Source organism: uncultured Modestobacter sp. (assembly GCF_947486615.1).
Taxonomy (GTDB): Bacteria; Actinomycetota; Actinomycetes; order Mycobacteriales; family Geodermatophilaceae; genus Modestobacter.
In genome coordinates this window covers 74714-91394 of record NZ_CANKUD010000006.1, presented here as the reverse complement: position 1 = coordinate 91394, position 16681 = coordinate 74714, and the positions used below count along the sequence as shown (strand labels likewise).

The 16681-nt window shown below is 73.6% G+C and carries 13 protein-coding genes; 3 read left to right on the top strand and 10 right to left on the bottom strand.

Annotation, left to right across the window (positions count from 1 at the left end):
* Window positions 1-84: 84 nt before the first annotated feature.
* The gene (locus tag Q1A09_RS12855; protein ID WP_299955485.1) at window positions 85-507 is read right to left on the bottom strand and encodes an RDD family protein; all 423 of its coding nucleotides are present in this window, start codon (window positions 505-507) and stop codon (window positions 85-87) included.
* A gap of 188 nt (window positions 508-695) precedes the next feature.
* On the opposite strand from Q1A09_RS12855, the gene glnA reads away from it, so the two are divergent.
* Entirely contained in the window at window positions 696-2129 is a 1434-nt protein-coding gene (glnA, locus tag Q1A09_RS12850; RefSeq protein ID WP_299955483.1) for a type I glutamate--ammonia ligase, read from the top strand.
* A gap of 63 nt (window positions 2130-2192) precedes the next feature.
* Here glnA and Q1A09_RS12845 read toward each other — a convergent pair whose 3' ends face one another.
* Entirely contained in the window at window positions 2193-2396 is a 204-nt protein-coding gene (locus Q1A09_RS12845; RefSeq protein ID WP_299955481.1) for a CstA-like transporter-associated (seleno)protein, read from the bottom strand.
* Window positions 2387-4600, bottom strand: a complete 2214-nt coding sequence (locus Q1A09_RS12840; RefSeq protein WP_299955479.1) for a carbon starvation CstA family protein — start codon at window positions 4598-4600, stop codon at window positions 2387-2389. Before Q1A09_RS12840 ends, Q1A09_RS12845 begins: the two co-directional genes overlap by 10 nt.
* 265 nt (window positions 4601-4865) lie before the next feature.
* On the opposite strand from Q1A09_RS12840, the gene Q1A09_RS12835 reads away from it, so the two are divergent.
* Together Q1A09_RS12835 and Q1A09_RS12830 are read left to right on the top strand one after the other, a co-directional pair.
* Complete coding sequence (locus Q1A09_RS12835; protein ID WP_299955477.1) at window positions 4866-6422, top strand: methyl-accepting chemotaxis protein; 1557 nt, start codon at window positions 4866-4868, stop codon at window positions 6420-6422.
* A gap of 115 nt (window positions 6423-6537) precedes the next feature.
* On the top strand, window positions 6538-7551 hold the full coding sequence (locus Q1A09_RS12830) for an iron-containing redox enzyme family protein (RefSeq protein WP_299955476.1): 1014 nt from the start codon (window positions 6538-6540) through the stop codon (window positions 7549-7551).
* An 81-nt stretch (window positions 7552-7632) separates the two neighbouring features.
* On the opposite strand, the gene Q1A09_RS12825 is transcribed toward Q1A09_RS12830, so the two are convergent.
* The 7 genes from Q1A09_RS12825 to Q1A09_RS12795 form a co-directional block, all read right to left on the bottom strand.
* Window positions 7633-8907 carry a hypothetical protein gene (locus Q1A09_RS12825; RefSeq protein ID WP_299955474.1) on the bottom strand — a complete coding sequence of 425 codons (1275 nt, stop codon included), beginning with the start codon at window positions 8905-8907 and terminating at the stop codon, window positions 7633-7635.
* Between the two features lie 110 nt (window positions 8908-9017).
* Window positions 9018-9401, bottom strand: coding sequence for a CDGSH iron-sulfur domain-containing protein (locus Q1A09_RS12820; RefSeq protein ID WP_299955472.1), 384 nt, complete (start codon window positions 9399-9401; stop codon window positions 9018-9020).
* Window positions 9398-10018: an FMN-binding negative transcriptional regulator gene (locus Q1A09_RS12815; protein WP_299955470.1), complete on the bottom strand. Its 621-nt coding sequence runs from the start codon at window positions 10016-10018 to the stop codon at window positions 9398-9400. Before Q1A09_RS12815 ends, Q1A09_RS12820 begins: the two co-directional genes overlap by 4 nt.
* Before the next feature lie 5 nt (window positions 10019-10023).
* On the bottom strand, window positions 10024-13128 hold the full coding sequence (locus Q1A09_RS12810; RefSeq protein WP_299955468.1) for a bifunctional [glutamine synthetase] adenylyltransferase/[glutamine synthetase]-adenylyl-L-tyrosine phosphorylase: 3105 nt from the start codon (window positions 13126-13128) through the stop codon (window positions 10024-10026).
* Window positions 13129-13131: 3 nt separating this feature from the next.
* Window positions 13132-13863 carry a type 1 glutamine amidotransferase gene (locus tag Q1A09_RS12805; RefSeq protein WP_299955466.1) on the bottom strand — a complete coding sequence of 244 codons (732 nt, stop codon included), beginning with the start codon at window positions 13861-13863 and terminating at the stop codon, window positions 13132-13134.
* 68 nt (window positions 13864-13931) lie between these two features.
* Entirely contained in the window at window positions 13932-15281 is a 1350-nt protein-coding gene (locus Q1A09_RS12800; RefSeq protein ID WP_299955464.1) for a glutamine synthetase family protein, read from the bottom strand.
* A gap of 93 nt (window positions 15282-15374) precedes the next feature.
* Window positions 15375-16577: an Ig-like domain-containing protein gene (locus tag Q1A09_RS12795; RefSeq protein ID WP_299955462.1), complete on the bottom strand. Its 1203-nt coding sequence runs from the start codon at window positions 16575-16577 to the stop codon at window positions 15375-15377.
* Window positions 16578-16681 lie beyond the last annotated feature (104 nt).

Here is a 16681-nt window from a genome sequence, read left to right as displayed (position 1 = left end):
ACCGCCCCGCACCGCACCGAACGCCCCCGAGCCGATCCGGCCCGGGGGCGTTCTGCGTCTGACGACGCCCGGGCGGAGGCCGGGTCAGCGGTCGCGGACCACCGCGGTGTCGGTGAGCCGGTCGTGCAGCCCACGCCCGTCGGAGTCGACGACCAGGGCCGGCAGCAGCAGCATCAGCAGCGCCGTGCGGACGACGGCCCGCCACGGCGCCAGCCGCTGTCCCGCCCGGGGGTGAGCCAGCCGCAGCCCCATCAACCGCATGCCCGGGGTCTGCCCGGTCAGCACCAGGAAGCCCACGGTGACCAGGCCGAAGGACAGCAGGCTCCAGTTGCGCGGCAGCTCGGGGGCGGTCACCAGCCCGGCGATCAGCGCGGCGGCGAAGGCGTCGAGGAGGAAGGCGACGCTGCGCTGCCCGAACCCGGCCAGCGATCCGGGGCCGTCCGCGGGCAGCCCCAGTGCGGCGCCACGGGTGCGTTGCTGAGAGGGTGGGGCGTCGTCCGCGGCCATCCCGCCAGCGTAGGACCTCCCCGGCGCCGTCCCGGCCGGGACCGCTGAGCGGGGTGACCGGCCGTGGCGGCCGTCTCCTGGCGACACGCCGGGAGGCGGTGTTACCGGCAGGAAACACGCGGGACACCGCAGGGCAACCCCCCGCTCGTAGCTTGCCGTTGAGCTGGCCGTCCACTCCCGGAGGATCGATGTTCAACAGTCCCGAAGAGGTCACCGCCTACATCCGCGACAACGACGTGAAGTTCGTCGACGTCCGGTTCTGCGACCTCCCCGGCGTCATGCAGCACTTCACCATCCCTGCGGAGACGTTCGGGCCGGACACCTTCGCCGACGGCCTGGGCTTCGACGGCTCGTCGATCCGCGGCTTCCAGGCGATCAACGAGTCCGACATGCTGCTGCTGCCCGACGCGAGCAGCGCCTTCGTCGACCCGTTCCGCATCCACAAGACGCTGAACATCAACTTCTTCATCCACGACCCGATCACGCGCGAGGCCTACAGCCGCGACCCGCGCAACGTGGCGAAGAAGGCCGAGGCCTACCTCGCGGCCAGCGGGATCGCCGACACCGCGTACTTCGGCCCCGAGGCCGAGTTCTACGTCTTCGACTCGGTGCGGCACAACACCTCGATCAACGAGGGCTACTACCACATCGACGCGGTCGAGGGCTCCTGGAACACCGGGTCGCTCACCGGCGAGAACGGTGGCCCCAACCTGGGCTACAAGACCCGGCCCAAGGGCGGGTACTTCCCGGTCGAGCCCTACGACCACCAGAGCGACCTGCGCGCCACGATGATGGTCAACCTGGCCAACGCCGGGCTGGAGCTCGAGCGCGGGCACCACGAGGTGGGCACCGGCGGCCAGGCCGAGATCAACTACAAGTTCGACACGCTGCTGCGCTCGGCCGACAGCCTGATGCTCTTCAAGTACATCGTGAAGAACACCGCCTGGGCGCACGGCAAGAGCGCGACGTTCATGCCCAAGCCGCTGTTCGGTGACAACGGCTCGGGCATGCACTGCCACCAGAGCCTGTGGAAGGACGGCCAGCCGCTCTTCCACGCCGAGACCGGCTACGCGGGGCTGTCCGACATGGCCCGGCACTACATCGGTGGCCTGCTCGCCCACGCCCCGTCGCTGCTGGCCTTCACCAACCCCACGGTGAACAGTTACCACCGGCTGGTGCCCGGCTACGAGGCGCCGATCAACCTGGTCTACTCCGCGCGCAACCGGTCGGCGTGCACCCGCATCCCGATCTCCGGTGACAGCCCGAAGGCCAAGCGCATCGAGTTCCGGGTGCCCGACCCGTCGGCCAACCCCTACCTCGCCTTCTCGGCGATGCTGATGGCCGGCCTCGACGGCGTCAAGAACAAGATCGAGCCCCCGGCGCCGATCGACAAGGACCTCTACGAGCTGCCGCCCGAGGAGGCCCTGGGCATCGAGAAGGTGCCGGCGTCGCTGGACGCGGTGCTCGACCGGCTCGAGGTGGACCACGACTACCTGCTCGACGGTGGCGTGTTCACCTCCGACCTGATCGAGACCTGGATCGAGTACAAGCGGGAGAACGAGATCGACCCGATCCGCCTCCGCCCGCACCCGCACGAGTTCGCGATGTACTACGACATCTGATCCACCGGCTCACGCACAGCGGCCCCCGACCTCACCGAGGTCGGGGGCCGCTGTGCGTGCGGGTCAGCAGCAGCGGCTGAGCGGCGTGCGCTCCAGCGCGTCGGACCGGCGGCGCTCGAACTCCCGCCGGCTCAGCGGCTGGTGCCCATGGGCGGCGCACTCCCGCAGGTGCTCGTCCCAGCGGGACTCCCCGCTGAACTCGCGCAGGTACCAGCGCACCCCGCGCGCGGCCCGGACGACCGCCTCCCGGACCGCGGTCACCGCCACGTCCCCTCCCCCGCGCCGGCCATCGCGCGGTGCTCGGCCATGGCCCGCTTCTCCTCCGCGGTGGCGAACAGGTCGGCCGGCTCGACCAGGTGGGACGGCGTGGCCGGCTCCTCCGTGGTCGGCAGCCCACCGGCCCGCAGGGCCCGGACGACGACCACCGCGGCGTTGGCGGCGACCACGATCACCAGCACCGCGAAGAAGCTCTGCAGCACGCCGTTGAGGGTGGAGTTGAAGACGACCTGGTCCATCTGCCCCTGGTCCTGCGCCGGCGCGAGCAGTTCGCCGGCGTCCCGGGCGTCGCGGTAGCGCTGCGCCTGGGCGAAGTAGCCGATCGCCGGGATGTCGGAGAAGACCTTCTGCCAGCTCGCCGTCATGGTGACGATCAGGTCCCAGACCAGCGGCACCCCGGAGACCCAGGCGTAGCGCGCCTTGCCGTGCTTGATCAGCAGCACCGTCACCAGCGTCAGTGCGATCGCCGCGAGCAGCTGGTTGGCGATGCCGAACAGCGGGAACAGCTGGTTGACCCCGCCGAGCGGGTCGGTGACGCCGATGTAGAGCACCGAACCCCACAGCCCGACGACGACGGCGCTGGCGATCAGGTTGCCCGGCCGCCAGGACAGGTCGCCGAACCGCTTCCAGACGTTGCCGATGGTGTCCTGGAGCATGAACCGGCCCACCCGGGTGCCGGCGTCGACGGCGGTGAGGATGAACAGCGCCTCGAACATGATCGCGAAGTGGTACCAGAAGGCCTGGAGCCCACCGCCGAACGCGTCGCTGAAGATCTGCGAGATGCCGACCGCCAGCGTCGGCGCACCGCCGGTGCGCGAGACCAGCGTGGGTTCCTGCACCGCGGCCGAGGCGGCGGCGAGGTCGGCGGCGGTGGTGTCGAAGCCGAACCCGTTGACGAACGCGGCGGCCGACTCGACCGTGCCGCCGGTGGCCCCGGCCGGGCTGTTCATCGCGAAGTACAGGCCCTGGTCGATGACGCAGGCGGCGATGAGCGCGCTGATCGCGACGAAGGACTCCATCAGCATGCCGCCGTAGCCGATCAGCCGGATCTGGCTCTCCTTGGCCACCATCTTCGGCGTCGTGCCCGAGGAGATCAGCGCGTGGAAGCCGGACAGCGCGCCGCAGGCGATGGTGATGAACACGAACGGGAACAGCGACCCGGCGAACACCGGGCCGGTGCCCTCCCGGGCGAAGTCGGTGACCGCGTCGGCCTGCAGCACCGGGCGGGCGATCAGCAGGCTCACCGCCAGCAGGGCGATGACGCCGATCTTCATGAAGGTGGACAGGTAGTCGCGGGGCGTGAGCAGCAGCCAGACCGGCAGCACCGAGGCGACGAACCCGTAGACGACCAGCGCCAGGACCAGCCACTCCCTGGACAGGGTCAGCGCGTCGGCCAGGCCGCTCTCCTGCACCCAGCCGCCGCCGATGATCGCCAGCAGCAGCAGGACGACGCCGATGCCGGTGGCCTCCAGCACCCTGCCCGGCCGCAGCGTGCGCAGGTAGACACCCATGAACAACGCGATCGGCACGGTCAGCGCGATGGAGAAGACGCCCCACGGGGACTCGGCCAGGGCGTTGACCACGATCAGCGCCAGCACCGCGAGGATGATGATCATGATGGCGAAGACGGCGATCAGCGCCGCGATGCCGCCGACGATGCCGATCTCCTCGCGGACCATCTGACCGAGGCTCTTCCCGTTGCGGCGCATCGAGAAGAACATCACCGTCAGGTCCTGGACGGCGCCGGCGAAGATGACGCCCACGACGATCCAGATGGTCCCCGGCAGATAGCCCATCTGCGCCGCGAGCACCGGCCCGACCAGCGGACCGGCACCGGCGATCGCGGCGAAGTGGTGGCCGAAGAGCACCCGCCGGTCGGTGACGTCGTAGTCGACCCCGTTCTGCAGCCGCTCGGCCGGGGTGGCCCGGCGGTCGTCGGTGCGCAGCACCTTGTAGGTGATGAAGCGGGCGTAGAACCGGTAGGCGATGGCGTAGGAGCACAGCGCGGCGAAGAGGATCCACAGCGCGGACACCGCCTCACCGCGGGCCAGCGCGAGCACGGTCCAGGCGACCGCGCCCACCGCGGCCACCGCCGTCCAGATGAGCACCGAGCGCAGCGGGAGCCGGCGCCCGCCGCCCGGATCGCGGTGCCCGCCACCGCCGTGTGCGTCGTCCCTGGTGACCGTCGTGGACATGAGCGCCTCCGAGCACTGCGGCGTCCTCGTCGACGCCGTCGAGCACGGAGCTTAGGACCATCCGGAACGAACGGGACCGCCTTCCGGAGGACGACGCGACGGGTCTGCCCGCAGGCCGGCCGCACACCATCGGATGCCGCACCTCCGCGAATCCGGGTCAAGTCCGGGCGCCGCCTGCCGATGTCGGAGGAGACGTCACCCGTGGCACGGGTGGCCGGGGACAGGACACCCGCCGGCGGTGCCGGTCAGGCGATGGAGGACATGGATGAGGCGGCGCGCGAGCACCCCGAACACGGCCGTGCTGACCCCGGCGGAGATGCCCCGGGACGTGGAGGCGGTCGAGCAGGTCATCGCGGTCCTCGACCGCGGGGTCACCGATGCCCTGGACGCCCACCGCACGATCACCGCGACGCTGGTCGACGAGCTCGGCCTGAGCTACGGCGGCACCTGGCTGCCCGGCCCGGGCGGCGCCTTTCACCTGGTCGCCGAGGCCGGCACGCTGACCTCCGCGCTGGCCGGCACCCAGGCGGCCCGGGTGCAGAGCGTCACCTCGGCCGACGGCTACGGCGGCCAGGCGATCCGCACCAAGGCCGCCGTCCTGGTGGACGAGAGCAGCGACCCGGGCTGCCTGCGCTGGGCCGGCGCGCTGGCCGCGGGCGCGACCCACGGCTGCGTGCTGCCCACGGTCGAGAACGGCACCGTCATCGCCCTCTACGAGTACTACGGCCTCGCCGAGATGCCCTTCGGCGGCAACCGCGCCGGCAAGTGGGACTCCCTGGGCCGGCTGCTCAGCCACGCCCGCCGCTCCGCGCTGGCCACCGCCCAGCTGAAGGAGACCCTCGACGACCGGGTCGCGGTCACCTCCGTGGTCACCGAGCTGGGAGCCGCCCGGGACCAGGAGCACGCGCTGCGGATCGCCCTGGACACCGTGCGGGAGGCCTTCGGCTGGGCCTACGGCTCGTTCTGGAAGCTGGACGAAGAGGCCAATGTGCTGCGCTTCCAGCAGGAGTCCGGCTCGGCCGGTGAGGAGTTCCGCAAGGTCACCCTCGCCGCCTCCTTCGCCGAGGGGGTGGGCATCTCCGGCCGCGCCTGGAAGGCCCGGGACCTCTTCTTCGTCCGCGACCTGGGCGAGATGACCGACTGCGTGCGGCGGCCGGCCGCCCAGCGCGCCGGGGTCAAGTCCGGGGTGTGCTTCCCGCTGATGGTCGGCGGCCGGGTGATCGGCACGATGGACTTCTTCGTCACCGAGACCATCGACCTGTCCGACTCCCGCGCCGCCGCGCTGCGCAACGTCCAGCAGCTGGTCTCCCAGCGACTGGACGTGCTGCGCCGCACCGAGGAGTCCGCCGACAACGCCCGCGAACTGCTGGACACCGTCTCCCGACTCCGCGAGGCCGCCGGTGACGCCGGCCGGGTCGCCGAGCACGCGGTCAGCCAGGCCTCCACCATGACCGGTGAGGTCGAGGCCCTCGACGAGGCCTCGGCCGCGGTCGGGGAGGTCATCCGGATCATCTCCGGCATCGCCGACCAGACCAACCTGCTGGCCCTCAACGCCACCATCGAGGCCGCCCGCGCCGGCGAGCTGGGCAAGGGCTTCGCCGTCGTCGCCAGCGAGGTCAAGGACCTCGCCCGGGAGACCGCCAACGCCACCCAGAAGGTCTCCGACCAGATCGCCGGCATCCAGGCCAGCAGCAAGGCCGTCGCAGAGGGCATCCACACCACCAGCGAGATCATCGGCCAGCTCGACGCCGTCCAGGCGCGGATGGGCGAGGTGCTGGAGGAGCAGGCCCGGATGGCCTCGGCGTTCGACCGCCAGGTCTGACCCGCACGCCCCGGAGCCCCGCCCCTCACCGAGGTGCGGGGCTCCGCAGCATGTGGCGCACGACCGATCGGCTGACGGAGGTTCCGGACGGCGACGGCCTGGGCATGATCGGCCCATGCGCCTTCCCAAGCCTCGGGGCCCCGTCAGCGCCGCGCTGAGCGCGGACCTCACCGCCGGGTCGACCATCAGCCCGCGCACCCTCGCCGCCGCCGAGGGGCTGGCGGCCTCGGCGACCAGCCCGCTCACCGACGACGACCTGCAGCTGAGCCTGGCCATCTGCTACGAGCTGCACTACCGCGGCTTCGACGACGTGGACGACGCCTGGGAGTGGGCCCCGGACCTGCTGCGGCTGCGGGCGCTCCTCGAGCAGCGGCACCTGGCCGCGCTGCGCGAGCTGGTCAGCCCGGTCGAGGTCACCGACGAGCCGGTGGACCAGCAGCTGACCGCGGTCATCGACGCCGACGACGGCCCGTCGCTGTCGAGGTACCTGGCCAAGGAGGGCACCCTCGAGCAGTGGCGGGAGTACCTGACCCTGCGGTCGGTCTACCACCTCAAGGAGGGCGACCCGCACACCTGGGCCATCCCGCGGATCGGCGGCCGGGCCAAGGCGGCGATGGTGGAGATCCAGGCCGACGAGTACGGCGGCGGTGCGGTCGAGCGCATGCACAGCCAGCTGTTCGCCGGGATGATGGCCGATCTGGACCTGGACACCGGCTACGGCGCGCTCTGGGACGACGCCCCTGCGGTGGCCTTCACCTCGGTCAACACGATGTCGCTGTTCGGGCTGCACCGGGCGCTGCGGGGCGCCTGCCTGGGCCACCTCGCCGCGGTCGAGATGACCTCGTCGGAGCCCAGCCGGCGGTACTCCGCGGGGCTGCGCCGCCTCGGCTTCGGCGAGCGGACCACGGTCTTCTACGACGAGCACGTGGAGGCCGACGCGGTGCACGAGCAGATCGCCTCGGTGGACATGTGCGGCTCGCTGGTCGCCGAGGACCCGTCCCTGGCCGCCGACGTGCTGTTCGGCGCGCGGTGCTCGCTGGCCCTGGACGGGCTCACCGCGGAGCACCTGCTCGGCGCCTGGCAGGCCGGCCGTTCCGGCCTGCGGGAGCAGGACCCGGTCGCCGCGTAGCGACGACCGGGTCCTCCTCGGCCCCCCTGCAGGGCCCCGCCACGAGCGTGCGAGTGGTGGGGGGCAGGGGGGTCCTTTCTCTCAGCGGAGGCCGAAGACCGACAGGGTGCCGTCGTCCTCGTTGCTGGTGACGAACAGCCCGCGGGAGGGGATGGCGAGCAGCCCCTCGGGGGCATCGCCGACGGGCAGCACCTGGAGCAGCTCGGGCGCGGCGTCCCGGTCGGTGTCGTAGACCAGGACGGCGTCCCCGCGCTCGGAGCCGATGAAGGTGTAGTCGACCCCGCGCATGCGGGCGACCTCCGCGCCCTCGAACTCCGCGCCCTTGTCGTCGCTGCGCCCGTCCGGGTACGCCCCGGCCGCGGCGAGCGCCTGCTCGGCCGACCCGCCGCTGCTGTAGAGCACCGTGCCGGTCTGGTCGAAGACCGTCCAGCCGCGGCCGCCGGCGGGCTCCTGCGCCAGGTCGCCCTCGTCGGCGGTGACCAGGTTGCCGCGCAGCGTCCACTGCACGGCGTCCGGCTCGCGCGGCGCGACCAGCGTGTCGTCGAAGGCGATCACGTCGTCGTCCACCAGGTCGGCGTCGGTGCGGGTGACGGTGCCGGCCGAGAAGGAGCCGACCACCCGCTGACGGGCCAGGTCGACCAGCGCGACGGCGTTGTTCTCCTGCAGGGTGACCGCGGCGATGTCCCGGCCGTCGACGTCGACGAACTCCGGCTCCGGGTCCTCGGCGAACACCGCGCCGGGCAGGCCGGTCAGCTCGACGCGCGCGGCGGTCCAGGCGCTGACCGGGCCGCGCAGGTCGACCACGGAGAGGAAGCCGGCCGGCAGCTGCGGCAGGCCGCCCTCGACGTCGCCGACCTCGATGTCCTCGTCGCGCTGGTTCTCGATGGCGATGGCGGCGAACACCCCGCTCGGGCCGACGTCGATCGAGTCGGGCTGGCCGCCCAGGTCGATGGTGCGCACCACCGCGCGGCGGGGCAGGTCGACGACCGCCAGGTGGCCCGACGGCCGGGTCAGGTCGGTGGTGGTGTCCACGGCGACCAGGGCGTAGCGCGCGTTGCTGAGCACGGTGACCGACGTCGGCGAGCCGCCCACGTCGATCGACCCGAGGTCCCGCGGGGCGGCGGGCCGGCTCAGGTCGACCAGACCGATCCGGCCGAGCTCGGAGTCGGTGTAGACGACCGTGCGCCCGTCCGGGGTGGCGGAGAGGATCTCGGCGACCTCGCCACCCACCTCGACGGTGGACAGCGGCGCGAAGGTGCGCGCCGGGGCGGCGGTGGCCGGGCCGGCCGCGGCCAGCACGGCGAGCGTGCCGAGGGAGAGGACGGCGGAGACGGGACGGAGCGGACGACGGAGCACGGGCCACCTCAGGAGTTCGGGTCGGGGTCGCCGCCGACCCTGCTGCCCGCCGGGGTGCGCCGGGTGACCGGACGGCGAACTCCGGGTGACCCGGACGAGGCGGGCCGGGATCAGCCCTGGTGTTCCCGGAAGATCCGCGCGGCCGGCCGCGGGCGGGACGGCGCGCTGCCGGAGTGGAACCCGGCCCGCTTGTGCGTGCCGTCGCAGAACGGCTTGATGCCCGACTTCCCGCACCGGCACAGCGCGACGGTCTTGCGGCCCGGGTCGATCTCGTTGCCGTCGGTGTCGACCAGCCGGAAGTCCCCGCGGACGATCAGCGGCCCGTCGCGGTAGGGGGTGATCGTCGCCGTCGGCTCGTCGGCCGGCGGCTCGTCGCGCACGGCCTCGTCGGTGACGGCCTCGTCGGTGACGTCGTCGGCCGCCGGGAGCTGGGCGGCGGTGGTCTGCGGGTCCTCGGGCACCGGTCCGTCGTGCCCGGCGGGGGCGCCGCTCAACCCCGCTCGCCCGGGTGGGTGAGCTGCACGGCCGCGGCGGTGGCGGCCTCCCCGTCGGCGAGGAGCCCGGCGACCACGCCGTCCACGTCGGCGGCCGGACGGTTCTGCGACGTCTTCCACTTCGCCTCGACCCGGCTGATCCGCACCTCGACCCCGACGATGGCCCGCAGCTGCCCGGCGACGAACCGCTCCGGCGCGTCGGTGACCGCCCACGGCTGCGCACGGCCGGCCTCGTGCGCGCCGGTCAGACCGGCGACGTGCGCCGCCAGCCACTCGGGGTCGGTGTGCGCCACCAGCTCGCCGTGCACGTGGGCGACGACGTAGTCCCAGGTCGGCACCACCCGGCCGTGCTCGGCCTTCGACGCGTACCAGGACGGCGACACGTAGGCGTCCGGCCCGCGGACGATGACCAGCACCTCCCCCACCGTGTCCCGCCACTGGGTGTTGTTGCGGGCCAGGTGGCCGGTGAGCGTGCGTGCCACCGGGTCGTGCAGCATCGGCAGCGTGGTGGCGGTCAGCCCGTCGGGGGTGCTGCTGACCAGGTCTACCGCGCCCGGGGCGGCGAGCAGCTGGGCGAGGGCGTCGTCCGGGGCGGTGAACTGGGCGGGCACGTACACGGGGCTCAGGCCTCCTCGCGGCCGTAGAAGACGTGCTCGACGACGGTACGGGCCTGCCGGGTGACCCGGCGGTAGTCGTCGACGAACTGGCCGGCGTCGACGTCCGGGCCGTAGCCGCAGGCGCGGGCCACCCCGTTGAGCTCCAGCCCCTGCCGAGGCAGCTGGTCACCGGGCCGGCCGCGGACCAGGAACACCGCGTTGCGCGCCCGGCTGGCCAGCTCCCAGGCCGCCTGCAGCGCCTCGACCTGGCCGGCGTCCAGCAGGCCGGCGTCGCCGAGGGCGGTGAGCGCGGGCACCGTCGGGGTGATCCGCAGCTCGGGGTGCGCCGCGGCGTGCTGCAGCTGCAGCAGCTGCACGGTCCACTCCACGTCGGCCAGACCGCCGCGGCCGAGCTTGGTGTGCGTGGCCGGGTCGGCGCCGCGGGGCAGCCGCTCGCTGTCCACCCGGGCCTTGATCCGCCGGATCTCGGCCACCTGCTCGGCGGTGAGCCCCTCGGCCGGGTAGCGCAGCGGGTCGATCAGCGCGACGAACTCCCGGCCGAGCGCCTCGTCCCCGGCGACCGGCTCGGCGCGCAGCAGCGCCTGCACCTCCCAGGTCAACACCCACCGCTGGTAGTACTCGGCGAAGGCGCTCAGGCTGCGCGACAGCGCCCCCTGCCGGCCCTCGGGGCGCAGGTTGGCGTCCACCTCGAAGGCCGGGTCCGGCGCCGGCTCGCTGAGCAGCCGGCGCAGCGCGTGCGCGACGGCGTTGGCGACCTGGCTGGCCCGGGTCTCGTCGTGCCCGGGCCGTACCCGGTGCACGAACAGCACGTCGGCGTCCGAGCCGTAGCCGAGCTCCGCCCCGCCCAGCCGGCCCATCCCGATCACCGCGACGTCCACCGGGACGTCGGCGACGTCGGTGCCGGACTCGGCGGCCCAGCTGCGCACCGCGGCGTCCAGCCCGGCCTGCAGGGTGGCGACGGCGACGTCGTGCAGCGCCCGGCCCACCTGGAGCACGTCGAGCCGGCCGAGCAGGTCGGCGCAGGCGATCCGCAACAGCTCCTGGCGGCGCAGCGACCGCAGCACCCGCACCCCGGACGACGCGTCTCCGGCCCGGGCCACCGCCTGCCGCCAGGCGGTGCACAGCGCCTCGGCGCCACGCGGCTCCAGCTGGGCATCGTCGGCCAGCAGCCGCATCGCCTCCGGAGTGCGGGTCAGCAGCCCGGCCACGTACTGGCTGGAACCGAGCAGCACGGCCAGCCGCTCGGCGGTCTGGCCCTCGTCCCGCAGCAGCCGCAGGAACCACTGGTCGTTGCCCAGCGCCTCGCTGACCTTGCGGTAGGCCAGCAGCCCGGCGTCGGGGTCGGCGCAGGAGGCGAAGGTCTGCAGCAGCACCGGCAGCAGGTAGCGCTGCATCGACGCCGACCGGCTCAGCCCGCCGGTGAGCGCGGTGAGGTGCCGCAGCGCGCCGTCGGGATCGGCGAACCCCAGCGCGCGCAGCCACTCCCCCGCCGCCTTCGGCCCCAGCGCCAGCTGCTCGCCGGGCACCCGGGCCACCGAGGACAGCAGCGGCCGGTAGAACAGCTTCTCGTGCAGCCGGCGCACCACCCGGGTGTGCAGCGCCAGCTCCGCCTGCAGCACGGCCACCGAGTCGCCGCGGTCGTCGGGCTTGTAGCCCAGCGAGCGGGCCAGCCAGCGCAGCTGGTCGTCGGCGACCGGCAGCAGGTGGGTGCGCCGCAGCCGGAGCAGCTGCAACCGGTGCTCCACGGTGCGCAGGAAGCGGTAGGAGGCGACCAGCGTCGCGGCGTCCTCCCGGCCGATGTAGCCCCCCGCGCCCAGCACGGTCAGCGCCGGGATCGTGCCGCCGACCCGCAGCGAGACGTCGGCCCGGCCGTGCACCAGCTGCAGCAGCTGCACGCTGAACTCGACGTCGCGCAGCCCCCCACGGCCCAGCTTCAGCTGCCGGTCGGCCTGCGCGGCGGGGATGTTCTGCTCCACCCGCCGGCGCATCGCCTGGATCTCACCGACGAAGCCGGGCCGGTCACCGGCCTTCCAGACCAGCGGCCACAGCTCCTCGACGTACTCCCGGCCCAGCGCCGGGTCACCGGCCACCGGGCGCATCTTCAGCAGCGCCTGGAACTCCCAGGTGCTGGCCCACTGGTCGTAGTAGGCCCGGTGCCCGGCCAGGGTGCGCACCAGCTGGCCGCGCTTGCCCTCCGGGCGCAGCGCGGCGTCGACCTCCCAGGCCGCCTGCCCGCAGATCCGGATCAGCGCGCCGGCGACCCGGGCGGCGCTGGCGACGGCGGCCGCGTCGTCCTCGCCCTCCTCCACCGGCTCCGCGACGAAGACGACGTCGACGTCGCTGACGTAGTTGAGCTCCCGGCCGCCGCACTTGCCCAGCCCGATCACCGCCAGCCGGCAGGGTGCGGCGTCGGCGGGCTGCTCGGCCACGGCCAGCGCCAGCCCGGCGGTGAGCACCGCCCCGGCGATGTCGGCCAGCTCGCCGGCCACCTCGTCGGCGGGCAGGCCGTCGGCCAGGTCGCGGCCGGCCAGGGACAGCACGGCGCGCAGGTAGGCGTGCCGCAGGTCGCGCACCCGCGCGGGGCTCGCGTCCGGGGCGGCGCTGCCCAGCCGGACGCCCCACGGCGGGTCGTCGGGGTCGGCGCCCACCGCGAACAGCAGCTGCTGCTCCAGCTCCTGCGGACTGGGGCGCGGCGCCCCGCGGTCCTCCACGTCGAGCACGACCCAGTCGGTCGGGTGGGCGGCCAGGTGGTCGGCCAGCCCGGCGGAGGCACCCAGCACCGCGATCAGCCGGGCGCGCACCCCGGCCGAGCCCCGCAGCCGGGCCAGCAGCGCCGCGGCGAGGCCGCCGTCGGGGTCGGCGTCGTCCAGGGCCTCCACCAGCCGGGTCAGCGAGCGGACGGCGAGGTCGGGGTCACCGGCCCGGGCCAGCGCAGAGACCACCGGCGCGGCCTCGGGGTCGGCCGGCTCGTTGCGGTCGAGGTCCCAGAGCCCCAGCGCCGGCGAGGCGAGCAGCCGGGCGGCCCGGGCACCGTCGTGGAAGCCCAGCCGCACCAGCCGGACGACCGCGCGGCGGGGCACCTCGTCGTCGACCTGCGGAGCGGTCGACACGGCTCAAGCCCCGGTCGCGGTGCGGGCGCGGACCAGGTCGGCGAAGCGGGCGGCGAACGGCGCCCAGACCTCGGCCAGGTCGTCGAGGACGGCGGCGGCCCGGGCGCAGATGGTCGGCACGTCCAGGCCGCTGGCGGCCACCCCGACGGCATCCCCGGTGGCCCACTGCCGCACCAGCGCCTCGTCGGTCTCGATGTGGAACTGCAGCCCGTAGACGTGCCGGCCGACCCGGTAGGCCTGGTTCTCGTAGCGCGGGTTGCTGGCCAGCAGGGTGGCCCCGGCCGGCAGCCGGTCGACCTCGTCGTGGTGCCACTGCAGCACGTCCGGGGACAGCGGGACCGGCCCGAACAGCGGGTCCGCGTCGGCGGCGTCCCGCTTGGCGACCAGGGTGGCGCCGACCTCGGGACCGTCCGCGCCGACCCGGGTGCTGCCGCCGCCGACCTGGGCCAGCAGCTGGGCACCCAGGCAGATGGCCAGCGTCGGCAGGTCGGCCGCCACCGCCTGGCCCAGCAGGTGCCGCACCCCGACCAGCTCCGGTGCGGTCTGCTCGTCGTCCAGCGACGACTGCGGGCCGCCCATGACCAGCAGCCCGTCGAAACCGGTCAGGTCCGCCGGCAGCTCGTGCCCCTGGGACAGCCGCCGCTCGTCCAGCTCCAGCCCGGCGTCGCGCAGCCACTCCCCCAGCCGGGTCGGCGGGTCGGTGTCGGAGGGGACGACGACGAGCAGGCGGGCCATGCCGAGAGGCTAGTTCCCACCGCCGCACGACCACCAAAATGGCCATTGTGGTGGTCGTGCGGCTGGCTTCAGAGGCCGGGGAGGTAGCGCTTCAGCTCGAAGGGGGTGACGTTCTGGCGGTAGGAGTTGAACTCCTCCCACTTGTTGCGCAGGAAGAAGTCGAAGACGTGCTCGCCGAGGGTCTCCGCGACCAGCTCGCTGCCCTGCATCGCGGTCAGCGCCTCACCCAGGGAGACCGGCAGGTCCTCGTAGCCGGCGGCCCGGCGCTCGGTGTCGGTGAGCGACCAGACGTCGTCCTCGGCCTCGGGCGGGAGCTCGTAGCCCTTCTCGATGCCGCGCAGGCCGGCGGCCAGCAGGACGGCGAAGGTGAGGTAGGGGTTGCAGGCCGAGTCCGGCGAGCGCACCTCCACCCGCGCGGAGTTGCCCTTGTTGGGCTTGTAGGAGGGCAGCCGGACCAGCGCCGACCGGTTGGCCCGTCCCCAGGTCGCCGCGGTGGGCGCCTCGGTGCCGGCCAGCAGCCGCCGGTAGGAGTTCACCGTCTGGTTGGTGACGGCGGTCATCTCCCGGGCGTGGGTGAGCAGCCCGGCGATGAACTGCTTGCCGGTGGTCGACAGCCGCATCGGGTCGGCCGGGTCGGAGAAGGCGTTGCGGTCGCCCTCGAACAGCGAGACGTGGGTGTGCATCGCGGAGCCCGCCAGCTCGGTGAACGGCTTGGGCATGAACGTGGCGTGCACGCCCTGGGCCAGCGCGACCTCACGGACGACGTGCCGCAACGTCATGATGTTGTCCGCCATCGACAGCGCATCGGCGTACCGCAGGTCGATCTCCTGCTGGCCCGGCGCGACCTCGTGGTGGCTGAACTCCACCGAGATGCCCATCGCCTCGAGTGCGAAGACCGCCTCCCGGCGGAAGTCGTGCGCCACGTTGTGCGTGGAGAGGTCGAAGTAGCCACCGACGTCGGCGGGCTCGGGCGGGCTGCCGTCGCTGGGCAGGTCCTTGAGCAGGAAGAACTCGATCTCGGGGTGGGTGTAGAAGGTGAACCCCATGTCCGCGGCCTTGGCCAGCGCCCGGCGCAGCACGTGCCGCGGGTCGGCCCAGGCCGGGGAGCCGTCGGGCAGCGTGATGTCGCAGAACATCCGCGCCGTCTCGCTCGCCTGCCCCCGGGAGCCGGGCATCACCTGGAAGGTGGCCGGGTCGGGCTTGGCCAGCATGTCGGACTCGTAGACCCGGGCGAAGCCCTCGATCGCGGAGCCGTCGAAGCCGATCCCCTCGGCGAAGGCCGCCTCGATCTCGGCCGGGGCGACCGCGACGGCCTTGAGGTAGCCCGACACGTCGGTGAACCACAACCGCACGAAGCGGATGTCGCGCTCCTCCAGGGTGCGCAGGACGAACTCCTGCTGGCGGTCCATGCCGGTCATGCTGCACTCCGGTCGTGACGAGGGTGTTACGGCCCCCTCAGCCTGCCTCCTCCGGGTGCCCGGAGGGAACAGGCGGGGCCGCAGTGGCGGGGGTCAGTGGGCGAGCGCGGAGCCGGCCCGCCACTCGTCCCAGCCGGCGTTCCAGGCGCCGAAGCCGTCGGTGACCTCCAGCGGGGACCCGGCGCCGACCACCTCCACGACGTCGCCCCGGCCGAAGTTCTCGTAGAACCAGCCGGCGTCGGCGACCGAGACGTTCAGGCAGCCGTGCGAGACGTTGCGGCGTCCCTGGTCACCGACCGACCACGGGGCGCCGTGCACGAAGATCCCGGAGTTGGACAGCCGCGAGGCGTACTGGACCGGGGTCTCGTACCCGTCCGGGGAGTCCAGCGGGACGCCGTAGCTGGCCGAGCGCATCGTGTACTCCCGGGACTGCTGCATCACCACGTAGGTGCCACTGGGGGTCGGGCTGGCGCGCTTGCCCAGCGAGGTCGGCATCGTCCGCACCAGCTGGTCGTCGACGTAGAGCCGCAGCACCAGCTCGGTGGCGTCCACGACCGCCACCCGCCGGGACCCGACGTCGAACTCCACGTGCTCGCTGCGCTGCCCGCGGATGCCCTGGCCGACGTCCACGCCGTAGAGGTCGACGTCCACCGCCACGTGCGTGTGCGCCGGCCAGTACTGCTCGGGGCGGTACTGCACGGTGCGGTCGGACAGCCACGACCACGAACCGGTCACCGCCGGGGAGCTGGTCACCTGCAACCGGCGTTCCACCGCGGCCCGGTCGGTGACGTCCTCGTCGAAGGTCACCGAGACGGGCTGCCCGACGCCGACGGTCCCGGTCTCCGCGGTCGGGAAGACGGTGGCCAGCGTGAACGTGCGCGGCGTGACGGTGGTGACGGTGCCGCTGGTGGTCGTCGGCGTCCCCGCGGCGTCCACCGCGGTGACGCCCACGGTGTAGGTGGTGGCGTGGGCCAGGTCGGCGGTGGCCTGCCAGGAGGTGCCGGTGGGGTCCAGCGCGCCGGGCAGCACGGCGCCGTCCTCGTCGGTGACGAGCACCTCGGTGAGCGTCCCGTGCCCGACGTCGACGTGCAGCGGGGTGACCGGGGCGACGTCGGCCGAGCCCAGCGGCGGGTCGACGCTGACCACCGCCGGCTCGACCGGCTCCGGGGCGGTCGCCACGGCCGTGGTCGGCGCTGCGGCGGGCTGCTCCTCCGCCTCGGCGCCGGTGCAGGCGGGCAGCACGAGGACGACGAGGGACAGCAGTAGCGCGGACCGGACGGGGCGGACACCGGACATGGCAGGTCCCAGGGGCTCAGGGGGGCGTGACGCCTCCCCCATCGGCAGGCCGGGACCCGGGTGTGACAGCCCACACAGCCGGCCGGGATCCCCGCCTGGCCGCG

What these genes read in the sequence shown, in the direction of transcription:
- Q1A09_RS12840 (WP_299955479.1), bottom strand. Translation starts at nt 4,600, where the DNA reads ATGTCCACGACGGTCACCAGGGACGACGCACACGGCGGTGGCGGGCAC.
- Q1A09_RS12855 (WP_299955485.1), bottom strand. Translation starts at nt 507, where the DNA reads ATGGCCGCGGACGACGCCCCACCCTCTCAGCAACGCACCCGTGGCGCC.
- glnA (WP_299955483.1), top strand. Translation starts at nt 696, where the DNA reads ATGTTCAACAGTCCCGAAGAGGTCACCGCCTACATCCGCGACAACGAC.
- Q1A09_RS12830 (WP_299955476.1), top strand. Translation starts at nt 6,538, where the DNA reads ATGCGCCTTCCCAAGCCTCGGGGCCCCGTCAGCGCCGCGCTGAGCGCG.
- Q1A09_RS12835 (WP_299955477.1), top strand. Translation starts at nt 4,866, where the DNA reads ATGAGGCGGCGCGCGAGCACCCCGAACACGGCCGTGCTGACCCCGGCG.
- Q1A09_RS12805 (WP_299955466.1), bottom strand. Translation starts at nt 13,863, where the DNA reads ATGGCCCGCCTGCTCGTCGTCGTCCCCTCCGACACCGACCCGCCGACC.
- Q1A09_RS12800 (WP_299955464.1), bottom strand. Translation starts at nt 15,281, where the DNA reads ATGACCGGCATGGACCGCCAGCAGGAGTTCGTCCTGCGCACCCTGGAG.
- Q1A09_RS12795 (WP_299955462.1), bottom strand. Translation starts at nt 16,577, where the DNA reads ATGTCCGGTGTCCGCCCCGTCCGGTCCGCGCTACTGCTGTCCCTCGTC.